The sequence below is a fragment of the Streptomyces sp. NPDC090088 genome, assembly GCF_044747345.1.
Taxonomy (GTDB): domain Bacteria; phylum Actinomycetota; class Actinomycetes; order Streptomycetales; family Streptomycetaceae; genus Streptomyces.
Window position 1 is genome coordinate 1,431,413 of sequence record NZ_JBIVDZ010000001.1, and the last position, 20,487, is coordinate 1,451,899.

A 20,487-nucleotide genomic window follows, 5' to 3' on the forward strand; every position below is an offset into this window, starting at 1 on the left:
GTCCGCATAAACATCCAAACCCCTGCCCGACGCAGGGCGGCGACCGACCAGCGAGAAGGCCGCAGCCGAACCGCCGGGCGAGACTCTCGGGAAGGCGCTACGTGAGTCCCAACGGCTCCGACCGCTCGCCGCGGCGCCCGATGCGGCGGAAGCTGCTGCAGGCAATGACCGCGGGCCTGGTCCTTGCGACCGCTACCGGTTGCACATACAAGGACTTCCCCCGCCTTGGTATGCCCACCCCGACCACGGAAGAGGCTCCGCGGATCCTCTCCCTGTGGCAGGGCTCCTGGGCCGCCGCGCTCGCCGTCGGCGTGCTGGTGTGGGGTCTGATCATCTGGAGCGCCATCTTCCACCGGCGCAGCCGCACGAAGATCGAGGTCCCGGCACAGACCCGGTACAACATGCCGATCGAGGCGCTGTACACGGTGGTCCCGCTCATCATCGTCTCGGTGTTGTTCTACTTCACCGCGCGGGACGAGACGAAGCTCCTCAGCCTCACCGACAAGAAGCCGGACGTCACGGTCAACGTGGTCGGCTTCCAGTGGAGCTGGGGCTTCAACTACATCACGCCCGTCGACGGTGTCACCGGCGACGCGAAGACCGACGAGAACCTGGCCGCCATCCCGGACCGGTTCAAGAAGGAATTCCCGGCCGCCGCCGGTGGTGTCTACGACGTCGGTACGCCGGGCACGAAGAACCCGCAGACCGGCAACCCCGGTCCGACGCTCTGGCTCCCCAAGGGCGAGACCGTCCGCTTCGTCCTCACCTCGCGTGACGTCATCCACTCCTTCTGGGTGGTGCCGTTCCTGATGAAGATGGACGTCATCCCGGGGCACACCAACGCGTTCCAGGTGACTCCCAACCAGGAGGGCACCTTCCTCGGCAAGTGTGCCGAGCTCTGCGGCGTCGACCACTCCCGGATGCTGTTCAACGTGAAGGTCGTCTCCCCCGAGCGGTACCAGCAGCACCTCAAGGACCTCGCCAAGAAGGGGCAGACCGGTTACATTCCCGCCGGCATCGCGCAGACGAGCCACGAGAAGAACCGGGAGACGAACAACCTGTGAGCATCCTCAACGAACCCCAGGGTGCCGCGGCAGCTGAAGGCTCTTACGCAGATGAGCTGCCGGTCAGGCGCAAGCAGCCCGGCAACGTGGTCGTCAAGTGGCTCACCACCACCGACCACAAGACCATCGGAACGCTGTATCTGGTCACGTCGTTCGCGTTCTTCCTGATCGGTGGAGTGATGGCGCTGCTCATGCGCGCCGAGCTCGCTCGCCCCGGTCTGCAGATCATGTCGAACGAGCAGTTCAACCAGGCGTTCACGATGCACGGCACGATCATGCTGCTGATGTTCGCGACGCCGCTGTTCGCCGGCTTCACGAACTGGATCATGCCGCTGCAGATCGGTGCGCCGGACGTCGCCTTCCCGCGACTGAACATGTTCGCCTACTGGCTGTACCTGTTCGGCTCGACCATCGCCGTCGGCGGCTTCCTCACCCCGCAGGGTGCGGCCGACTTCGGCTGGTTCGCCTACTCCCCGCTGTCGGACGCGGTCCGCTCGCCGGGCATCGGCGCCGACATGTGGATCATGGGTCTGGCCTTCTCCGGCTTCGGCACGATCCTCGGCGCGGTCAACTTCATCACCACGATCATCTGCATGCGCGCACCGGGCATGACCATGTTCCGCATGCCGATCTTCGTGTGGAACGTGCTGCTGACCGCCGTCCTGGTCCTGCTCGCCTTCCCCGTCCTCGCCGCCGCGCTGTTCGCGCTGGAGGCGGATCGGAAATTCGGGGCACATGTCTTCGACGCGGCGAACGGCGGAGCACTGCTCTGGCAACACCTCTTCTGGTTCTTCGGCCATCCAGAGGTGTACATCATCGCGTTGCCGTTCTTCGGCATCATCTCCGAGGTCATCCCGGTCTTCTCCCGTAAGCCGATGTTCGGCTACATGGGCCTGATCGCCGCCACGATCTCGATCGCGGGTCTGTCCGTGACGGTGTGGGCGCACCACATGTACGTCACCGGCGGTGTGCTGCTGCCGTTCTTCTCCTTCATGACGTTCCTGATCGCGGTCCCGACCGGTGTGAAGTTCTTCAACTGGATCGGCACCATGTGGAAGGGCTCGCTGTCCTTCGAGACACCGATGCTCTGGGCCACCGGCTTCCTGATCACCTTCACCTTCGGTGGTCTGACCGGTGTCATCCTGGCCTCGCCCCCGATGGACTTCCACGTCTCCGACTCGTACTTCGTGGTGGCCCACTTCCACTACGTGGTCTTCGGTACGGTCGTCTTCGCGATGTTCTCCGGCTTCCACTTCTGGTGGCCGAAGATGACGGGCAAGATGCTCGACGAGCGGCTCGGGAAGATCACCTTCTGGACGCTGTTCATCGGCTTCCACGGCACCTTCCTGGTCCAGCACTGGCTGGGCGCGGAGGGCATGCCGCGTCGTTACGCCGACTACCTGGCGGCCGACGGCTTCACCACGCTGAACACGATCTCGTCGATCAGCTCCTTCCTGCTCGGCCTGTCGATCCTGCCGTTCCTCTACAACGTCTGGAAGACGGCGAAGTACGGCAAGAAGGTCGAGGTCGACGACCCGTGGGGCTACGGCCGTTCGCTGGAGTGGGCGACCTCCTGCCCGCCGCCGCGGCACAACTTCCTCACCCTGCCGCGGATCCGCAGCGAATCGCCGGCCTTCGACCTGCACCACCCTGAGATCGCCGCCCTGGAGCAGCTGGAGCACGGTCACGCCGCCGCCGCTGTCACGGGCAGCAAGGAGGCCGGCAAGTGAAGATCCAGGGCCGCATGTTCGTGTGGCTGAGCGTCTTCGTCCTCGCCATCGCGATCGTCTATGGCGTGTGGTCGAAGGAGCCGGCCGGTACCACGGCGCTCTTCCTGGCCTTCGGCCTGTGCATCATGATCGGCTTCTACCTGGGCTTCACGGCCTCGCGGGTGGACGCCGGTGCCCAGGACAACAAGGAGGCCGATGTCGCGGACGACGCCGGTGAGCTGGGCTTCTTCAGCCCGCACAGCTGGCAGCCGCTCGCGCTCGGCGTCGGTGGCGCGCTGGCCTTCCTCGGTGTCGCCGTCGGCTGGTGGCTGCTGTACTTCTCGGTGCCCATCATCCTGATCGGCCTCTTCGGCTGGGTGTTCGAGTACTACCACGGTGAGAACCGCACCCAGTAGGCAAGCAGTACACCGGGAGCCCGGACCCTCCGTCAGGAGGGTCCGGGCTCCCGTCGTCACGGCCGGTTTCCCGTCCCCGGAGCGGTGTCCGTCCCCCGTCCGGACTACCTGTCGTGCCGGTACGTAAAACATCTCATAGCGTGATCATATGAGTCACTCTCCGTGCGCCCGTACCGTCGTCAGCTGCACCCTGCTGGTGATCGCCCTCGGCGCGGGCGTCACCGCCTGCGGTTCGGACGGCAACCCGCTGGCGGGCAAGCCGTACGACGCGGCGGACCAGCTCTCCTTTAACACCCCCACCGGCAAGGGGAAGCGTGTCGATCCGGACAAGCCCCTGGAGGTCGTCGCCAAGAGCGACGACGACCGGATCACGGACGTCACGGCCCAGGACGCCACCGGTCGCTATGTGGCGGGCGAACTGGACGCCGACGGCAGCCGCTGGCACAGCACCTCCCCGCTGGCCGCCAACGCCCACTACACGGTCCAGGTGAGCACCGAGGACGAGGACGGCGTCCCCGGCCGCAAGGTCCTCACCTTCGACACCAGCATGCCCACCACCAAACAGCGGCTGAAGGTCACCTTCGGCCCCCAGTCGGGCCAGTACGGCGTCGGCCAGCCCATCACCGCCCAACTCGACCACGAGGTCAAGGACAAGGCCCAGCGCGCCGTCGTCGAGCGCGGCCTGAGGGTCGACTCCATCCCCGCCGTGGACGGCGCCTGGTACTGGGTGAGCGACAAGGAGCTCCACTACCGGCCCAAGGAGTACTGGCCCACGCACGCCACCATCCAGGTGCACAGCAACCTGGACGGCGTCAAGATCAGCGACCGCCTCTGGGGCGGCACGGCCAAGCCCCTGAAGATCACCACCGGTGACAAGCTCCTCGCCGTCACGGACGCCGGCGCCCACCAGATGACGATCTACAAGAACGACAAGGTGATCAACACCATTCCGATCACCACGGGAAAACCCGGCTACGAGACCCGCAACGGCGTCAAGGTCGTCCTGGAGAAGCAGTACTTCGTACGCATGCGCGGCACCACGGTCGGCATCGCCGAGGGCACCTCGGACTCGTACGACCTGCCGGTCTACTACGCCACCCGGGTCACCTGGTCGGGTGAGTACGTCCACGCCGCGCCCTGGTCGGTCGGCTCCCAGGGCTACGAGAACGTCAGCCACGGCTGCACCGGCATGAACACCTCCAACGCCGAGTGGTTCTTCGACACCTTCCACCCGGGTGACCTGGTGAAGGTCGTCAACTCCAACGGCAAGGAGATGGAGAACTTCGGCAACGGCTTCGGCGACTGGAACCTCGCCTGGAAGGACTGGCGCAACGGCAGCGCCCTCATCAACGGCACCCCGGACGGCCCCAAGCCGCAGGACGCGGTGAGGGTCCAGCCGGTCGCCCTTTGAGTCGCCCTCAAGGGAAAGCGCCCCGTCAGGGGCGCGGGGCGGTAGCCGATCTGCGGCTACCGCCGCGTGGGCGCGACCAGCCACCCACGACCGGTAGCCGCGCACTCACCGCGCCCCACCGCCTCTCAGGCGCTCTGAAGCTTCCTCTGCCGCAACAGCGACGCCAGCGCGCCCGCGAACTCCACCGGCTCCACCGGCAGCGTCACAGCCGCGTCCGCACGGCTCCACGTGGCCAGCCACGCGTCCTGCGGCCGCCCGATCAGCAGCAGCACCGGCGGGCAGTTGAAGACCTCGTCCTTGATCTGCCGGCACATCCCCATGCCGCCCATCGGCACGGCCTCGCCGTCCAGCACGCACACGTCGATCCCGCCCTTGTCCAGCTCGGCGACGACCGCCGCGGGCGTGGCGCACTCCAGGAACTCCACGAACGGCACATCGGGGGCCGGTCGCCGGCCGGCGGCGAGCCGTACCTGCTCGCGGGTGTTGGAGTCGTCGCTGTAGACCAGCACCGTGGCGGTCGGCTGCATTGTTCCTCCGAGACGTCAGCGTCGTACGGACAGGACCGATGGCCCGGATGCTACTCCCCCGAACACCTCGTCAACACCTGTTGGAACACCGCTTCGATGGGCCATCCGGGCAGTCCACACGCTGCGAACACTCCGAACGGCACCCCCCGGAGTGAGCGCGAGATAAGCGACCGACATAATGTCGGTCGTGGCGACAGCAACGACAGTAGAAACCGGGCACGCGCACCCGTCGGTCAACCGGCCGAACCTCACCAGCGTCGGAACCATCATTTGGCTGAGTTCCGAGCTGATGTTCTTCGCGGCCCTCTTCGCGATGTACTTCACCCTGCGATCGGTGACCGGTCCGGCGCACTGGAAGGAGATGGCGAGCCATCTCAACCTTCCGTTCTCCGCGACCAACACCACGATCCTGGTGCTCTCCTCCCTCACCTGCCAGCTCGGCGTGTTCGCCGCCGAGCGCGGGGACGTGAAGAAGCTCCGGGGATGGTTCATCGTCACCTTCATCATGGGTGCGATCTTCATCGGCGGTCAGATCTACGAGTACACCGAACTGGTCAAGAAGGACGGGCTCTCGCTCTCCTCCGACCCGTACGGCTCGGTGTTCTACCTGACCACCGGCTTCCACGGCATGCACGTGACGGGCGGCCTCATCGCCTTCCTGTTCGTCCTGGGGCGCACCTACGCGGCGAAGAGGTTCACGCACGAGCAGGCGACCGCGGCCATCGTCGTGTCCTACTACTGGCACTTCGTCGATGTCGTCTGGATCGGCCTCTTCGCCACGATCTACCTGATCAAGTAGCCAGGCCGGCACGCGCGCCGCAGAAGCGCACTTTCCAGAAGCATCGACGCAGAAGATCCTGACACCGGAGTAATCCGTGAAAAAGCTCTCCGCACGACGACGCCATCCGCTGGCGGCGCTCGTCGTCCTACTCCTTGCGCTGGTGGGCACTGGGGGGGCCTACGCCGCTCTCGCGCCCGCGAGCAAGGCGCAGGCCGATGAAACATCCCAGTCCCTGACCATCGAGGAGGGCAAGAAGCTCTACTCGGTCGGCTGCGCCAGCTGCCACGGCACCGGCGGTCAGGGTTCGTCCGACGGCCCCAGCCTGGTGGGCGTGGGCGCCGCGGCCGTCGACTTCCAGGTCGGCACCGGCCGTATGCCGGCCGCGACCTCGCAGGGCCCGCAGGTCGTCGCGAAGAAGAACATCTACACCCAGGCCCAGATCGACCAGCTCGCGGCGTACATCGCCTCGCTGGGCGCCGGTCCCTCGGTGCCGACCAAGGACCAGTACGGTCCGGACGGTGCCGACATCGCCGCGGGTGGCGAGCTCTTCCGCACCAACTGCGCGCAGTGCCACAACTTCGTCGGCTCGGGTGGCGCGCTGACCAAGGGCAAGTTCGCGCCGGACCTGCAGGGCGTCGACCCGAAGCACATCTACGAGGCCATGCAGACGGGCCCGCAGAACATGCCGTCCTTCCCTGACACGACGCTGTCGGAGAAGAACAAGAAGGACATCATCGCGTACCTCGACTCGGTCAACAGCAGCAAGACGGTGAACCCCGGCGGTCTCAACCTGGGCGGCCTCGGGCCGGTCAGCGAGGGCCTGTTCGCGTGGATCTTCGGTCTCGGCCTGCTGATCGCGGTCGCCGTCTGGGTCGCCGCTCGGACCGCAAAGGCCAAGAAGTCATGAGTAGCCAAGACATTCCAGAAGAGAACCTGCCCGCTGAGCAGGATCACGCGCACGGCGCCGTGAGCGTCGCGGACGAGAAGAACCCGTTCGCGGACCCGGGTCTGCCGCCCCACGAGCACCGGATCCAGGACATCGACGAGCGGGCCGCCAAGCGGTCCGAGCGCGTCGTCGCCCTGCTGTTCACGGTGTCGATGCTGGCCACGGTCGGCTTCATCGCGTCCTATGTGACCATCCCGAAGGACAAGGCGATCTTCGTCTTCCCCCTCGGTCACATCAGCGCGCTGAACTTCGCCCTGGGCCTGACGCTCGGTGCGGCCCTGTTCTGCATCGGCGCGGGCGCGGTCCACTGGGCCCGCACCCTGATGTCCGACGTGGAGGTCGCCGACGAGCGGCACGCCATCTCGGCCGAGCCCGAGGTCAAGGCCAAGGTCCTGGCCGACTTCAAGCAGGGCGCCAAGGAGTCGGCGATCGGCCGGCGCAAGCTGATCCGCAACACGATGTTCGGCGCGCTGACCCTGGTCCCGCTCTCCGGCGTCGTGCTGCTGCGCGACCTCGGCCCGCTGCCCGGCACCTCGCTGCGCCACACGGCGTGGTCGAAGGGCAAGCTGCTCGTCAACATGAACACCAACGAGCCGCTGCGTCCCTCCGACGTCGCCGTCGGCTCCCTGACGTTCGCCAAGCCCGAGGGCGTCGAGGAAGACCAGGAGGACTTCCAGAACGTCATGGCGAAGGCGGCCCTGATGATCATCCGGCTGCAGCCGGACAACATCAAGGACAAGCGCGAGCTCGAGTGGTCGCACGAGGGCATCGTCGCCTACTCGAAGATCTGCACCCACGTGGGCTGCCCGATCTCGCTGTACGAGCAGCAGACCCACCACGTGCTCTGCCCGTGCCACCAGTCCACCTTCGACCTCTCCGACGGAGCCCGAGTGATCTTCGGCCCGGCCGGCCACGCCCTGCCGCAGCTGCGCATCGGCGTGAGCGAGGAGGGCTACCTCCAGGCGCTCGGCGACTTCGACGAGCCCGTCGGTCCTGCCTTCTGGGAGCGCGGATGAGCACCAACGAGAACTCAGAGTCCCGCGAGCGCGGGAAGGCACCGGCCGGCGAGCGTGTCGCCGACTGGGCCGACGGACGGCTCGGGATCTACTCCCTGGCCAAGTCCAACATGCGCAAGATCTTCCCCGACCACTGGTCGTTCATGCTGGGCGAAGTGTGCATGTACAGCTTCATCATCATCATCCTGACGGGTGTGTATCTGACGCTGTTCTTCCACCCGTCGATGAACGAGGTGGTGTACCACGGCAGCTACGTCCCGCTCCAGGGACAGCTGATGTCCGAGGCGTTCAACTCGACCCTGCACATCTCCTTCGACGTGCGCGGTGGTCTGCTCATCCGGCAGATCCACCACTGGGCCGCGCTGATCTTCCTCGCCGGCATGTTCGTGCACATGATGCGCGTGTTCTTCACGGGCGCGTTCCGCAAGCCGCGTGAGATCAACTGGCTGTTCGGCTTCCTGCTGTTCGTCCTGGGCATGTTCACCGGTTTCACCGGTTACTCGCTCCCGGACGACCTGCTCTCCGGCACCGGTGTCCGCTTCACCGAGGGCGCCATCCTGTCGATGCCGATCGTCGGCACGTACATCTCGTACTTCCTCTTCGGCGGCGAGTTCCCCGGCCACGACTTCGTGGCGCGGTTCTACTCGATCCACATCCTGCTGCTGCCGGGCATCATGCTCGGCCTGATGGTGGGCCACCTGATCCTGGTCTTCTACCACAAGCACACGCAGTTCGCGGGTCCCGGAAAGACCGAGAAGAACGTCGTCGGCATGCCGCTGCTGCCGGTCTACATGGCCAAGGCCGGAGGCTTCTTCTTCCTGGTCTTCGGTGTCATCGCGGCCATCGCGGCGACCACCCAGATCAACCCGATCTGGGCCATGGGCCCCTACCGCCCGGACCAGGTGTCCACCGGCGCCCAGCCCGACTGGTACATGGGCTTCGCCGAGGGTCTGATCCGCTACATGCCGGGCTGGGAGATCAACTTCTGGGGCCACACCCTGGTCCTGGGCGTGTTCATCCCGCTGGTCCTGTTCGGTCTGGTCCTGGGTGCGATCGCGCTCTACCCGTTCATCGAGTCCTGGGTCACCGGCGACAAGAGCGAGCACCACATCCTGGACCGCCCGCGCAACGCCCCGACCCGTACCGGTTTCGGTGTCGCCTGGATCACCGTGTACATGGTGGGCCTGATCGGTGGTGGCAACGACCTCATCGCCACCCACTTCCACCTGTCGATCAACGACGTGACCTGGTTCGTCCGGATCTTCTTCTTCGCCGGACCGGTGATCGCGTTCCTCGTCACCAAGCGGATCTGCCTCGGTCTGCAGCGCCGCGACAAGGAGAAGGTGCTGCACGGCCGCGAGACCGGCATCATCAAGCGGCTGCCGCACGGTGAGTTCGTCGAGATCCACGAGCCGCTCTCCCAGGAGCAGCTGCACACCCTCACCGCCCACCACCAGTACGAGCCGGCCCAGATCGGCCCGGCGGTCGACGAGAACGGTGTCGAGCGCAAGATCAAGGGGTCCGAGAAGCTCCGCGCCAAGCTGAGCAACGCCTACTACGGCGAGGACAACCAGATCCCGAAGCCGTCCGTCGAGGAGTACAAGGAGATCACGAGCGGCCACGGCCACCACTGATCGACGGCGTCGCCACGCCACAGCCGAAGGGCCCCCGTCCGTACACCGGACGGGGGCCCTTCGCGGTGCCCGGGGCTGGATAGGGTAGGCCTCACAGGCACCATTTCCCGGTACGACGATCAGGAGCGGCCTTATGAGCGCTGTGACCCCCGCTGGAGGCGACACCGCGGCGGGCCGTTCCTGGCCCGAGGTACTGAACGCGCTGCTGTACGGCCAGGACCAGAGCGCCGAGGCCACGGCCTGGGCGATGGACCAGATTATGCGCGGCCAGGCGACCGACGCCCAGATCGCCGGCTTCGTGGTCGCGCTGCGGGCCAAGGGCGAGACGGTCGAGGAGATCAACGGCCTGGTCCGCACGATGTACGAGCACGCCAACCTCATCGAGGTGCCGGGCCGCACGGTCGACATCGTCGGGACCGGCGGTGACGGCGCGAAGACGGTGAACATCTCCACGATGTCGGCGCTGGTGGTGGCCGGCACCGGCGCGAAGGTCGTCAAGCACGGCAACCGCGCCGCCTCCTCCGCGTCCGGCGCCTCGGACGTCCTGGAGAAGCTCGGCGTCAACCTCGACCTGACCCCGCAGCGGGTCGCCGAGGTAGCCGAGGAGGCCGGCATCACCTTCTGCTTCGCCGTCAAGTTCCACCCGGCGCTGCGTCACGCGGGTGCCGCGCGCGGCCAGTTGGGCATCCGCACGGTCTTCAACATCCTCGGCCCGCTGACCAACCCCGCGCGGGTGCGGGCCCAGGCCGTCGGCGTCGCGGACCCGCGCATGGCCCCCGTCGTCGCGGGCGTCTTCGCCGAGCGCGGCAACTCCTCCCTGGTCTTCCGCGGCGACGACGGCCTCGACGAACTCACCACGACCGCCACGTCCCACGTCTGGGTCGTCCGCGACGGCAAGGTCACCGAGCAGACCTTCGACCCCCGTGACGTCGGCATCGACCTGGTCCCGGTGGAGGCCCTGCGGGGCGGCGACCCGTCGTACAACGCGGAGGTCGCCCGCAGGCTCCTGGACGGCGACCAGGGCCCGGTACGGGACGCGGTCCTGCTGAACTCGGCGGCCGCCCTGGTCGCCCTGGACCCGGGCCCGGGCACGCTGCCCGAACAGCTCCGCGCGGGCATGGACAGGGCGACGGAGTCGATCGACTCGGGCGCGGCCAAGAGGGCCCTTGAGCGCTGGGCGGCGGCGACGAACAAGTAGCGGCGGCGCGGAGGTCCGGCACCGCCGGGTCCCGCCGTCGCGGCGGCGCGCAGCCCCGCGCGGCGTTGTCGGCGGTGCCCGGCCGGCCAGGCCCTCGTTCCGTCATCCGGACAGAGGTTGCGCGGCGGCGATCACTTCCCTTACGTTTCTTCCCAGGTCATGAGTGACAGTCATGAGGCCCCGGCCGACTGTCCGGCAACCCTCCGTCCGTGGCGGGGTGCCCCGGGTGAAGACCAGGTCGTAGGCAGCGAGGTCTACGGCAAGCGCGGACCCCTCGACACACCAGGGGTCCTGGTCGTACGAGGGAGCCTTCTGTGAGCAAGCGAATGCGATAGGGCGTCGAGCCCCGCCTCCGCGTACCCCTTTTCAGCTTTCCCCGTGCCGTCGACACACCGTCCGGCACGGCGGTTCCGCTTACCCTCACAGGAGTTCCGCCATGTCTGTCTCCACCGCTGCCTCCGCCCAGTCCGTTTGTGCCCCACTGCCCGTTCTGGGCCGGGATGTCGCCGTCCCGCTGGTCACCGGCGGCGAGGTCACCTACGCCGCCCTCGACTACGCGGCCAGCGCCCCCGCCCTCCAGCGGGTCTGGGACGACGTCGCGGCGTACGCGCCCTACTACGGCAGCGTCCACCGCGGCGCCGGCTACCTCTCGCAGCTCTCCACGGACCTCTTCGAGAACGCCCGCCGGACCGTCGCCGAGTTCCTCGACTGCCGCCCCGACGACCAGCTGGTCTTCACCCGCTCCACCACGGACTCCCTGAACCTGCTGGCCCGCGCCCTCCCCGCCGACTGCCAGGTCTTCGTCTTCGAGACCGAGCACCACGCCTCCCTGCTGCCGTGGCAGGACGCCCGCGTCACCTACCTCAACGCCCCCCGCACCCCGCGCCAGGCAGTCGAGACCCTGGAGCGCGCCCTCGCCGACCGCGACCCCCACGGCCCGGCCCTGGTCTGCGTCACCGGCGCGTCCAACGTCACCGGCGAGCTGTGGCCGGTACGGGAGCTCGCGGCCGCCGCGCACGCCCACGGCGCCCGGATCGTCCTGGACGCCGCCCAGCTGGCCCCGCACCACCCCGTCTCCGTCCAGGACCTGGACGTCGACTGGGTCGCCTTCTCCGGCCACAAGCTGTACGCCCCCTTCGGCTCCGGCGTCCTCGCCGGCCGCGCCGACTGGCTCCAGGCCGCCGAGCCCTACCTCGCGGGCGGCGGCGCCAGCCGCAAGGTCACCCGGCGCGAGGACGGGGGCGTGGCCGTGGAGTGGCACGAGAGCGCGGCGCGGCACGAGGCCGGCTCGCCCAACGTCATCGGCGCCTACTCCATCGCCGCCGCCTGCAAGGCGCTCACCGAGGCCGGCTTCGACACGCTGGTCGCCCGTGAGCGGCACCTGATCGAGACGGTGCGCTCTGGACTTGCCGAGGTTCCGGAGGTCCGGGTCCTCTCCCTCTTCGGCGACGACGCCCCGCGCGTCGGCGTGATCAGCTTCGTGGTGGACGGCTGGAACAGCTCCCACTTCGCCGCCGCCCTCTCCGCCGAGTACGGCATCGGCGTTCGCGACGGCCTCTTCTGCGCCCACCCGCTGGTCAGGACCCTCCTCGGCTCCGACCCCCAGACCCAGGGCGAGTGCGGGGCGCCGGAGGCGGCACCGGGCGAGAAGTCCCTCAACGCGATCCGCGTGAGCTTCGGGGCGGGGACGCCGGACGAGCACGTGGAGCGGTTCGTGGGCGCCGTACGGGAACTGGTCCGGGACGGCGCGAAGTGGAACTACCGCACGGAGGACGGCCGTTGCGTACCGGCCGTGTGACGGACTGACGTCCACTCGCGCGTATACGCTCACCTCGGCAGCTGTACGGAGAGCAGGGGGAGCGCGGAGTGCAGGAGCTGCGGGAGACTGACCCGCGGACCATCGGTCCCTACCAGGTCCTGGGCCGGCTCGGGTCCGGAGGCATGGGCGAGGTCTACCTCGCCGAGGCCCGGGGCGGCCCCCGGCTCGCGGTCAAGGTGGTGCGGGCCGAGCATGCGGAGGACCGCACCTTCCGGGCCCGGTTCCGGCACGAGGTGCGGGCCGCGGGGACGGTCGGCGGGGCGGGCACGTACACCGCACGGGTGGTGGACGCGGACACCGAGGCGGACCGGCCGTGGATGGCCACCGAGTACGTGGACGGCCCCAACCTGCGGGACGCGATCCTCGACGGCGGCCCGCTGACCGGGGACGCGGTACGACTGCTCGCGGCCGCGCTCGGCGAGGCGCTGGCCGCGATCCACGCGGGGGGCCTGGTCCACCGGGACCTCAAGCCCTCCAACATCCTGCTGGCGCCGGACGGCCCCCGGGTCATCGACTTCGGCATCGTCCGGGCCCTGGAGGGGACGGCACTGACCCGGACCGGAGTGATCGTCGGGTCCGTCGGCTACGTCTCGCCCGAGCAGATCCGCAACGGCGCCCAGGTCGGGCCGGCCAGTGACGTCTTCTCGCTCGGCGCGGTCCTCGCCTACGCGGCGGGCGGCCGGGAGCCCTTCGGCGAGGGGCAGGATTCGGTCGTTCTGCTGCGGATCCTGACCGGGGACGTCGACCTGTCCGCCGTGCCGAAGGACCGTCTGGCGCTAGTGGAGGCGTGCCTGCGCGACGACCCCGACGCCCGGCCGACGCCCGCCGACGTGGTCGCGGCGGTGGGGCACACGGCGGACAGTCTGCGCGCGGGACTGCGGGCCGGGTGGTACACCGGCGGCGCCCCGACCCTGCCCGGGACCGCGGACGACGGCACCCGCTGGATGCCGGAGCACGGCTCGGGGGAGCGGGACAGCCGGGTCGAGTACATGGCGCCCGTGACGGTCACGGACACCCCGGCCGCCGCCCCGGGCCCCGCCGCGCCCTCCCGGCGCCGCCTGCTGGCGGGCCTGGCGGGCGGTTCGGCGGCCGTGGCGGCCGCGGGCGCCGGCGGCTGGCTGTGGCTGCGGGGCTCCTCGGGGAGCACGGGCCGGCCGGGGTCGGGGGAGGAGAAGGGCACGACCGCGTCGGGCGCTCCCCTGACGGGCTGGCAGTACCAGGTCCAGGGGCTGGGCGGGCGGCGCGGCCCCTGCGCGGCACTGTCCCCGGACGGGAAGCTGGTGTACGTCGGCGGCGCGGACGGCTCGCTGCACGCCGTGGACCCGTACGGCCGCGCCGTCTGGGCGACCCGGCTGGGCGGGCCGGTGATGTCCCCGCTCGCCACCGCCGACGGTGTGTACTGCCTGCTGTACGACAACGGGGAGGGGTCCACCCGGCTCTGCGCCCTCGGCCGGAACGGCAAGGTGCGCTGGACCAGGCCGGTCGCCGGCGACAGCCAGGTGCCGGTGGCCGCGGGCGGCCTGGTCCTGGTGTCGTACGGCTCCGCGGACAAGGGCGGGGTGCGTGCCTACGCCTCCGACGGCACCAAGGCCTGGGACATGCCGACCGGCCCCGCGCCCACCAGCGAGCCGCTGGCCGCGGACGGCGTGGTCTACTGCGGCACCTTCGGCGACCAGCTCCTCGCCCTGGACGCGAAAAGCGGGCGGCGGCTGTGGGCGACGGCCGCCGGCAGCGACACCGGGCGGCCGACGCTGGTCGGGGACGTCCTGGTGGTCGGGTCGGGCGGCGAGCAGATGCTGCACGGCATCAGCCGCGCGGGCAAGCCGCTGTGGCACAAGTCGGGGAACGACCTGCCGAGCGGCAGCCGCTACTTCACGAGCGTGGCGTTCGGCGGCCTGGCCGTCACCGCGAGCGACTACGAGATCCTGGCCCTGGACCCCGGGGACGGATCGAAGGCGTGGGCGTCCGCGTTCACCGCCGACGGCAACCAGTACGGCGACCCCGTGGTCGCGGCCGGCACGCTCTACGTGCGCCAGGGCTCGACGCTCTTCGGCCTGAACCGCAAGGGGGGACGGACCTGGCGGAAGCGGGTCGAGGGCGGGGTGTCCACCGGGACCCAGAGCCCGGTCGTCCGCGACGGCCGCATCTACGTCGCGACCGCCGACGGCATCACCGTCCTCGCCCTGAAGGACTGAGGCGCTGAAGGACTGAGGGGCTGAAGGGCTGAGGGGTCAGCTGTCCAGGCCGATCGCGAACGCCGCTTCCAGGTCGTGCTGGGAGTACGTGCGGAACGCGACGTGCGTGTCGGTGCCCTCCACGCCGGGGATCTTGCTGATGCGGCCGGGGATGACCTCGGCGAGGTCCTCGTGCTGCTGTACCCGGACCATGGCGATCAGGTCGTACGTGCCGGTGACGGAGAAGACCTCGCTGACGCTCTCCAGCGCGGCGATCTGTTCCGCGATCTCGGGGATCCGGTCCACGCTGGTCTTGATGAGGACGATCGCGGTGATCACGGCTGGTTCTCTCCCTCGGGTGCCGGGGCTGGGGCGGTCCTCACTTTAGTCGTACGGCCGTACCGGACCCACGCGTACCCGAAGCCGAGTCCGAAGCCGACCAGGTGGGCGAGGTAGGCGACGCCGGGGCCGGCGGGGGCCTGGCCCAGGGCGAGCCACTGCAGGGCCGCCCAGAAGGGGAGCACCACCCAGGCCGGGAAGCGCAGGGGCAGGAACAAGAGGAAAGGGAGAAGACTGGTCACGCGGGCGCTGGGGAACAGGTACAGGAACGCTCCGAGGACCGCCGAGATCGCCCCGGACGCCCCCACCAGCGACTGCTGGGACGAGGCGTTGGCGGCCGCGTAGCCGAGCAGCGCGAGATAGCCGCAGCCGAGGTAGAAGAGGGTGAACTCCACGCGGCCCATCCGCTCCTCGGTCATCGCCCCGAAGACGAAGAGGAAGAGCATGTTGCCGAGCAGGTGCACCCAGCTGCCGTGGATGAACAGCGCCGTGGCCGGGGTGAGCGCCTCCCGCGCCGGGCCGTCGAACAGGTCGGCGGGGACCACGCCCCAGCGCCGGAAGTACGCCCGCTGCGCCGCCGCCAGGGCGTCCCCGGTGCCGTAGGACGGCGTGAAGCCGGAGCCGGGGCCGAGCAGGAAGATCAGGCAGCACACCGCGATCAGCGTGTACGTCATGGGCGCCGACGTGCCCCTCAGGCTCCGCAGGGTCCGGGCGGCCGTCGTGTTCCGGTTGCCGATCATGGACATAGAGCATGGCGTAACGGGACGCAGTGGTGCAGATCGCCTCGCCGCCAGGGCCTGTCCGGCGGATCAGGTCGGAGGAAAGCTGCGGAGCTTATTAGCGCAGGTGAGCGGGGTATGGTGCGTGCAGCTGCAAGGCGGAGGAGGGAGTCGACGCGGTGGGGGCACCTCCCGGCCGAAGGCTGGGGGACGTCGGCGAGTGACGACAACGCGGCAGATGTGCGTGCCGTACCCCGCGTCTCCGACAGGATCCGCCGGACAGGCCCTGGGGACAGGGCGGCGTCGAGTACCCGCCAGGCCGTAGGGTAACGAGCCACACGCGTCAGGACGGCGCGTCACGGACACTAGAAGGAAGCGAACAAGCCACGATGACGGTTCCCCTGCCGACTGCCACGACGCGGTGGCGCTGCACCCTCTGCGGCAACCTCACGCGCTTCGACGTGACCCGCTCGTCGAAGGTCGTGGAGTACCTCCACCTCGACCTGGCCGGAGAGCCCAAGGTCGAGGAGCGCGAGGTGGTCAGTGAGACCATCGAGTCGGTGCGCTGCCGCTGGTGCAACGCGGTGGACCAGGTGGAACTCGTGGACAGGCCGGGTGCCGACTCCTGAGACCGGGAGGCGGCCCCAACAGGTGATGGGGTGTGACGGATGGTGGAGACCACAGGCGGGGGGCCGGGCGACGGCACCGCCGAGGTGCTTGACCGTCCGTTGCCCGACGGCGTGCGGCGGCGGGTCGTACAGATCGTGTCGGACGGCTTCGGCGGGCTGACGATGGCCGAACTGCCCGCACAGCTGCGGCAGTACGCCCGGTTCGCCCCCAACCGGCGGGCCAAGTTCGCCGGGAACGCCATGGCGGCCGCGCTGGAGACCGACACCCTCTTCCGGCAGCGGATCGGGGAGAAGCTGAGAGAGGCCCAGCCGGAACTGGCCGGCGCCCTGGACTCCGGCTCCCCGCCCCCGGCCGCGGACCCGCTCGATGTGGCGGCCGCGGCCTATGTACTGCGCCCCACAGGCTGGGTGAAGCTCGTGACGGCGGCCGGCGAGGAGGCCCTGCGGGCCGACGCCGAGCGGGCCGACGAGGAGAGCCGCGCCGAGCTGGAGCGGCTGCGCGAGGAGCTGGACCGGGCCCGGGAGCAGACCCGTGGCGAGACGGAGCGGCTGCGCACGGAGCTGGAGACGGCGAAGAAGGAAGCGGAATCGCTTCACCGCAAGCTGCGGGCGGCCCTCAGTGACGTCAAGCGGGGCGAGGCCGCCCTGCGCAAGCTGCAGGCCGAGATGGAGGCCGGGCGGGCCGAGGGGCAGGCGCACGTGTCCGCCGCCGAGAGCGAGAGCCGGCGGCTGAAGGCCCGGCTCGGCGAGGTGGAGGCCGCCCTGGAGGCCAGCCGCCGGGCCGCCCGCGAGGGACGCAGCGTCGAGGACATGCGGCTGCGGCTGCTGCTCGACACCGTCCTGGACGCGGCCCAGGGGCTGCGCCGGGAGCTGGCCCTGCCGCCGGTGTCGCTGCGTCCCGCCGACACGGTGGACGCGGTCGAGCCGGGGCGGATGACGCCGAAGGACATCGCCGCCCGGGCGCTGTCCGAGCACGACCCGGCCGTCCTCGACCAGCTGCTCGCCCTGCCGCAGGCGCACCTGGTCGTCGACGGCTACAACGTGACCAAGACCGGCTATCCGCAGATGCCGTTGGAGAAGCAGCGGCTGCGGCTGCTCGGCCAGCTCTCCCAGCTCGCCGCGCAGACCGGCGCCGAGGTCACCTGTGTCTTCGACGGCGCGGAACTGGCCGCCCCGGTGCTGCTCGCCCCGCCGCGCGGGGTCAGGGTGCTCTTCTCGAAGCCCGGGGTCACGGCGGACGAGCTGATCCGCCAGCTGGTGCGCGCCGAGCCGCCGGGCCGCCCGGTGATCGTCGCCTCGACCGACCGCGAGGTCGCCGACGGGGTCGCGCGGGCCGGTGCCCGTCCGGTGGCTTCTGCGATGCTTCTGAAGCGACTGTCCTGAACATTCAACCTGCATGTGCAATGCCCGAATTGGCCGGATCGTCACGCAACGTAGGGTCAATCGAGCATCACGGGACGTTAGTTATGTGCAAAGAGTGTGTTGCGTGACCAGATTTTTGGCTGTTGGGATTTGAACTGATCACAGGAGGGTCACTAGGGTCTGGGCTCGAACCTCCACACGGGTGATCACTCAAACGAAGGAGCCCGTCTCCGTGGCGTCCCATCGTCGACCCAAGCAGCCGAGCCGTGCGCGCGTGACCGTGCTCACCACCGCGGCGGCCGCAGCCGTAGTCCTCAGCGCCAACGCCGCCAACGCGGCGCCCAGCGAGAAGCTGAGCAAGGGCGAGGTCAAGGCCAAGGTCGACAAGCTCTACGAGGAGGCCGAGCAGGCCACCGAGAAGCTGGACGGGGCCAAGGAGAAGCAGCAGAAGCTGCAGAAGGAGATCTCCACGATCCAGGACAACGTGGCCCGTGGTCAGGAGGACCTCAACAAGCTGCGGGACAGCCTCGGTTCGATGGCGACCGCGCAGTACCGCTCGGGCGGCATAGACCCGTCCGTCCAGCTCTTCCTCTCGTCCGACCCGGACGACTACCTCGACAAGGCCTCCACGCTCGACCAGTTGAGCAGCCAGCAGGTCGAGGCCCTCAAGAAGATTCAGGACAAACAGCGCGAACTCGCCCAGGAGCGGGCAGAGGCCACTGACAAGCTCAAGGACCTCTCCGCCACCCGCACCGAGCTGGCCAAGCAGAAGAGCGCCGTCCAGTCCAAGCTCGCCGACGCGCAGAAGCTGCTCAACACCCTGACGGCCAAGGAGAAGGCCGCGCTCGACGCCGAGCAGGCCCAGGCCGCCAGCCGCGCCTCCTCCCGCGTGGACCTCGGCAACACCGGCTCCGCCTCCAGCCGGGCCGCCGCCGCCTTCGCCGCCGCCCAGTCCGTGATCGGCTCGCCCTACGTCTACGGCGCCTCCGGACCCTCCTCGTTCGACTGCTCGGGCCTGACCTCCTGGGCCTACGCCCAGGCCGGCGTCACCATCCCGCGCACCTCCGAGGCCCAGGCCAACGCCGGCACCCGCATCTACAGCCAGAGCGACCTCAAGGTCGGCGACCTGGTCATCTTCTACGGCGACTACCACCACGTCGGCCTCTACGCCGGCAACGGCCAGGTGCTGCACGCCCCGCACACCGGCGCAGTGGTCCGCTACGAGGCGATCAGCAACATGACGTTCGAGTTCGGCGTCCGGATCTGACCCCATCCGGTTAAGCGGACACCCGTACGGCCGAAGATCAACTCCACGTTGCGCCCGAACGGGCGAATCGCGGCACCCCATACTGACTCCACGCCCCGCCGGTGACCTGCGTCAGCGGCGGGGCGTGACGTTTGCGTGGCCGTGGAGGTCTTTGGCCGTGGGCCGGTCGTATGGCTAGCATCGCCGCGTTCGGCGACCGAGTTGTCGGACCTACCGCCGGACGGGCGGAAAGTCACGCCTGCGGAGGCCGCGTAGGACCAGCCCACCCGGGTTGGCGGCGGCCTGTGAAACAGGAACCCGTGGTGGCATCGCAGCGCGATGCGGACCGGAATTCCCCGCCTTCGGGCGGGGGAGGGCGTCAATGTCTGGCGCGTTTCCCCCCTGTACCCGGGGGAGACCGTCGGCGTCCGACAAACGGAAGGGGTGCCGTTTCCTGTGGGGTTTCATCGCCGTCTCGCATCGTCGTCCGGGTTCAACCGGGGCGCAGGTGCCGCCCTCTGCGTGCTGTCGGCCGCGGCCGCCGCGCTCGGCGCCGTACCGGCGAGCGCCGCCCCGCACCCGGACGGCCGCGCCGAGGTGGACCGGCTGTACCAGCAGGCCGAGGAGGCGACCGAGGCCTACAACAAGGCCGACGAGAAGGCCGACGCGCTGCGCCGCGAGGTCAACGACTCCCAGGACCGCATCGCCCGCCAGCAGCAGCGCATCAACACCATGCGGGAGGCGCTCGGTTCGCTCGCCGGCGCCCAGTACCGCTCCGGCGGCATCGACCCCACCGTGGCCCTGCTGTTCTCCGACGACCCCCAGGACTACCTCGACCGGGCTTCCCTGATCGACCGCATCGACGTCCGCCAGGCAGGGCAGCTCAGGGAACTCCAGGCGGCGATGCGCGAACTCGCCCAGGAGCGCGCCGAGACCGCCGGGAAACTCGCCGAGCTGGAACGCAGCCGCAAGGCCGTCGCCTCCCACAAGGCCACCGTGGAGAAGAAGCTCGCCAGGGCCCGGCAGATCCTCGACGGGATGCCCGCCGCCGACCGCGCCGCCTTCGAACACGCCTCCCGCGGCGACGACCGCGCCGACCTCTCCGGCGTCGCCGCACCCAACGGCCGTGCCGCCGCCGCGATCGCCGCCGCCCGCGCCGCCCTCGGCAGGCCGTACGTGTGGGGCGCCAACGGCCCCTCCGGCTTCGACTGCTCGGGCCTGATGCAGTGGTCGTACGCGCACGCCGGGATCCACCTCCCGCGCACCTCGCAGGAGCAGCGCTACGCCGGCCACCAGGTCCCGCTCTCCCAGGCGCAACCCGGTGACCTGGTCGTCTACCGCTCCGACGCCAGCCATGTGGCCATGTACGTCGGCCACGGCCAGGTCATCCACGCCCCCTACCCGGGCGCCCCGGTCCGCTACGACCCGGTCGGAATGATGCCGGTCTCCTCCGTCACCAGGCCCTGACTTCCGGGCCCCGCCCCGTACGATCGGAAA

18 protein-coding genes and 1 riboswitch are annotated in these 20,487 nt (G+C 69.5%); of the genes, 15 read left to right on the top strand and 3 right to left on the bottom strand.

What is annotated here, in order from left to right:
• The first annotated feature begins 101 nt into the window (after positions 1 to 101).
• The 4 genes from coxB to ACIPSJ_RS06315 all read left to right on the top strand — a co-directional run bounded on the left by coxB (position 102) and on the right by ACIPSJ_RS06315 (position 4,600).
• Positions 102 to 1,064 carry a cytochrome c oxidase subunit II gene (coxB, locus tag ACIPSJ_RS06300; RefSeq protein WP_355723396.1) on the top strand — a complete coding sequence of 321 codons (963 nt, stop codon included), beginning with the start codon at positions 102 to 104 and terminating at the stop codon, positions 1,062 to 1,064.
• Complete coding sequence (gene ctaD, locus ACIPSJ_RS06305; protein WP_355723393.1) at positions 1,061 to 2,794, top strand: cytochrome c oxidase subunit I; 1,734 nt, start codon at positions 1,061 to 1,063, stop codon at positions 2,792 to 2,794. The genes coxB and ctaD overlap by 4 nt, the downstream gene beginning before the upstream one ends.
• Entirely contained in the window at positions 2,791 to 3,189 is a 399-nt protein-coding gene (locus tag ACIPSJ_RS06310) for a cytochrome c oxidase subunit 4 (RefSeq protein ID WP_355723390.1), read from the top strand. The genes ctaD and ACIPSJ_RS06310 overlap by 4 nt, the downstream gene beginning before the upstream one ends.
• 148 nt (positions 3,190 to 3,337) lie before the next feature.
• On the top strand, positions 3,338 to 4,600 hold the full coding sequence (locus ACIPSJ_RS06315) for an Ig-like domain-containing protein (protein WP_359209465.1): 1,263 nt from the start codon (positions 3,338 to 3,340) through the stop codon (positions 4,598 to 4,600).
• 125 nt (positions 4,601 to 4,725) lie between these two features.
• Here the strand turns inward: ACIPSJ_RS06315 and ACIPSJ_RS06320 are convergent, their stop codons facing one another.
• A complete protein-coding gene (locus tag ACIPSJ_RS06320; protein ID WP_359209468.1) occupies positions 4,726 to 5,127 on the bottom strand; it encodes a hypothetical protein in 402 nt (133 codons plus the stop codon).
• 178 nt (positions 5,128 to 5,305) lie between these two features.
• Between ACIPSJ_RS06320 and ACIPSJ_RS06325 the strand changes: the two genes are divergently transcribed.
• From ACIPSJ_RS06325 to ACIPSJ_RS06355, 7 genes are all read left to right on the top strand, one after another.
• Positions 5,306 to 5,926, top strand: a complete 621-nt coding sequence (locus ACIPSJ_RS06325; RefSeq protein ID WP_355723383.1) for a heme-copper oxidase subunit III — start codon at positions 5,306 to 5,308, stop codon at positions 5,924 to 5,926.
• Between the two features lie 76 nt (positions 5,927 to 6,002).
• Positions 6,003 to 6,815: a cytochrome c gene (locus ACIPSJ_RS06330; protein ID WP_359209472.1), complete on the top strand. Its 813-nt coding sequence runs from the start codon at positions 6,003 to 6,005 to the stop codon at positions 6,813 to 6,815.
• A complete protein-coding gene (locus tag ACIPSJ_RS06335; RefSeq protein WP_359209475.1) occupies positions 6,812 to 7,870 on the top strand; it encodes a Rieske 2Fe-2S domain-containing protein in 1,059 nt (352 codons plus the stop codon). The genes ACIPSJ_RS06330 and ACIPSJ_RS06335 overlap by 4 nt, the downstream gene beginning before the upstream one ends.
• Positions 7,867 to 9,504: a cytochrome bc complex cytochrome b subunit gene (locus ACIPSJ_RS06340; RefSeq protein ID WP_359209478.1), complete on the top strand. Its 1,638-nt coding sequence runs from the start codon at positions 7,867 to 7,869 to the stop codon at positions 9,502 to 9,504. The genes ACIPSJ_RS06335 and ACIPSJ_RS06340 overlap by 4 nt, the downstream gene beginning before the upstream one ends.
• A gap of 133 nt (positions 9,505 to 9,637) precedes the next feature.
• Positions 9,638 to 10,702 carry an anthranilate phosphoribosyltransferase gene (trpD, locus tag ACIPSJ_RS06345; RefSeq protein WP_359209480.1) on the top strand — a complete coding sequence of 355 codons (1,065 nt, stop codon included), beginning with the start codon at positions 9,638 to 9,640 and terminating at the stop codon, positions 10,700 to 10,702.
• Between the two features lie 155 nt (positions 10,703 to 10,857).
• A riboswitch (SAM riboswitch) is annotated at positions 10,858 to 10,974 on the top strand.
• Between the two features lie 164 nt (positions 10,975 to 11,138).
• Positions 11,139 to 12,500 (top strand): aminotransferase class V-fold PLP-dependent enzyme, encoded by a 1,362-nt coding sequence (locus ACIPSJ_RS06350; RefSeq protein ID WP_401343983.1) that lies wholly within the window; start codon positions 11,139 to 11,141, stop codon positions 12,498 to 12,500.
• A 68-nt stretch (positions 12,501 to 12,568) separates the two neighbouring features.
• Positions 12,569 to 14,716 (top strand): PQQ-binding-like beta-propeller repeat protein, encoded by a 2,148-nt coding sequence (locus ACIPSJ_RS06355; protein ID WP_401343986.1) that lies wholly within the window; start codon positions 12,569 to 12,571, stop codon positions 14,714 to 14,716.
• A gap of 36 nt (positions 14,717 to 14,752) precedes the next feature.
• Here ACIPSJ_RS06355 and ACIPSJ_RS06360 read toward each other — a convergent pair whose 3' ends face one another.
• Entirely contained in the window at positions 14,753 to 15,034 is a 282-nt protein-coding gene (locus ACIPSJ_RS06360; RefSeq protein ID WP_355723363.1) for an Lrp/AsnC ligand binding domain-containing protein, read from the bottom strand.
• Complete coding sequence (locus tag ACIPSJ_RS06365) at positions 15,031 to 15,774, bottom strand: rhomboid family intramembrane serine protease (protein WP_359209490.1); 744 nt, start codon at positions 15,772 to 15,774, stop codon at positions 15,031 to 15,033. The genes ACIPSJ_RS06360 and ACIPSJ_RS06365 overlap by 4 nt, the downstream gene beginning before the upstream one ends.
• A 368-nt stretch (positions 15,775 to 16,142) precedes the next feature.
• On the opposite strand from ACIPSJ_RS06365, the gene ACIPSJ_RS06370 reads away from it, so the two are divergent.
• From ACIPSJ_RS06370 to ACIPSJ_RS06385, 4 genes are all read left to right on the top strand, one after another.
• The gene (locus ACIPSJ_RS06370) at positions 16,143 to 16,382 is read left to right on the top strand and encodes a hypothetical protein (protein ID WP_207821641.1); all 240 of its coding nucleotides are present in this window, start codon (positions 16,143 to 16,145) and stop codon (positions 16,380 to 16,382) included.
• A 39-nt stretch (positions 16,383 to 16,421) separates the two neighbouring features.
• Positions 16,422 to 17,765 (top strand): NYN domain-containing protein, encoded by a 1,344-nt coding sequence (locus ACIPSJ_RS06375; protein ID WP_359209493.1) that lies wholly within the window; start codon positions 16,422 to 16,424, stop codon positions 17,763 to 17,765.
• 211 nt (positions 17,766 to 17,976) lie between these two features.
• Positions 17,977 to 19,011, top strand: a complete 1,035-nt coding sequence (locus ACIPSJ_RS06380; protein WP_401343992.1) for an NlpC/P60 family protein — start codon at positions 17,977 to 17,979, stop codon at positions 19,009 to 19,011.
• A 435-nt stretch (positions 19,012 to 19,446) separates the two neighbouring features.
• Complete coding sequence (locus tag ACIPSJ_RS06385; RefSeq protein WP_401343995.1) at positions 19,447 to 20,457, top strand: NlpC/P60 family protein; 1,011 nt, start codon at positions 19,447 to 19,449, stop codon at positions 20,455 to 20,457.
• Positions 20,458 to 20,487 lie beyond the last annotated feature (30 nt).

What these genes read in the sequence shown, in the direction of transcription:
- ACIPSJ_RS06315 (WP_359209465.1), top strand. Translation starts at nt 3,338, where the DNA reads ATGAGTCACTCTCCGTGCGCCCGTACCGTCGTCAGCTGCACCCTGCTG.
- ACIPSJ_RS06320 (WP_359209468.1), bottom strand. Translation starts at nt 5,127, where the DNA reads ATGCAGCCGACCGCCACGGTGCTGGTCTACAGCGACGACTCCAACACC.
- ACIPSJ_RS06325 (WP_355723383.1), top strand. Translation starts at nt 5,306, where the DNA reads ATGTCGGTCGTGGCGACAGCAACGACAGTAGAAACCGGGCACGCGCAC.
- ACIPSJ_RS06335 (WP_359209475.1), top strand. Translation starts at nt 6,812, where the DNA reads ATGAGTAGCCAAGACATTCCAGAAGAGAACCTGCCCGCTGAGCAGGAT.
- ACIPSJ_RS06340 (WP_359209478.1), top strand. Translation starts at nt 7,867, where the DNA reads ATGAGCACCAACGAGAACTCAGAGTCCCGCGAGCGCGGGAAGGCACCG.
- trpD (WP_359209480.1), top strand. Translation starts at nt 9,638, where the DNA reads ATGAGCGCTGTGACCCCCGCTGGAGGCGACACCGCGGCGGGCCGTTCC.
- ACIPSJ_RS06350 (WP_401343983.1), top strand. Translation starts at nt 11,139, where the DNA reads ATGTCTGTCTCCACCGCTGCCTCCGCCCAGTCCGTTTGTGCCCCACTG.
- ACIPSJ_RS06365 (WP_359209490.1), bottom strand. Translation starts at nt 15,774, where the DNA reads ATGATCGGCAACCGGAACACGACGGCCGCCCGGACCCTGCGGAGCCTG.
- ACIPSJ_RS06370 (WP_207821641.1), top strand. Translation starts at nt 16,143, where the DNA reads ATGACGGTTCCCCTGCCGACTGCCACGACGCGGTGGCGCTGCACCCTC.
- ACIPSJ_RS06375 (WP_359209493.1), top strand. Translation starts at nt 16,422, where the DNA reads ATGGTGGAGACCACAGGCGGGGGGCCGGGCGACGGCACCGCCGAGGTG.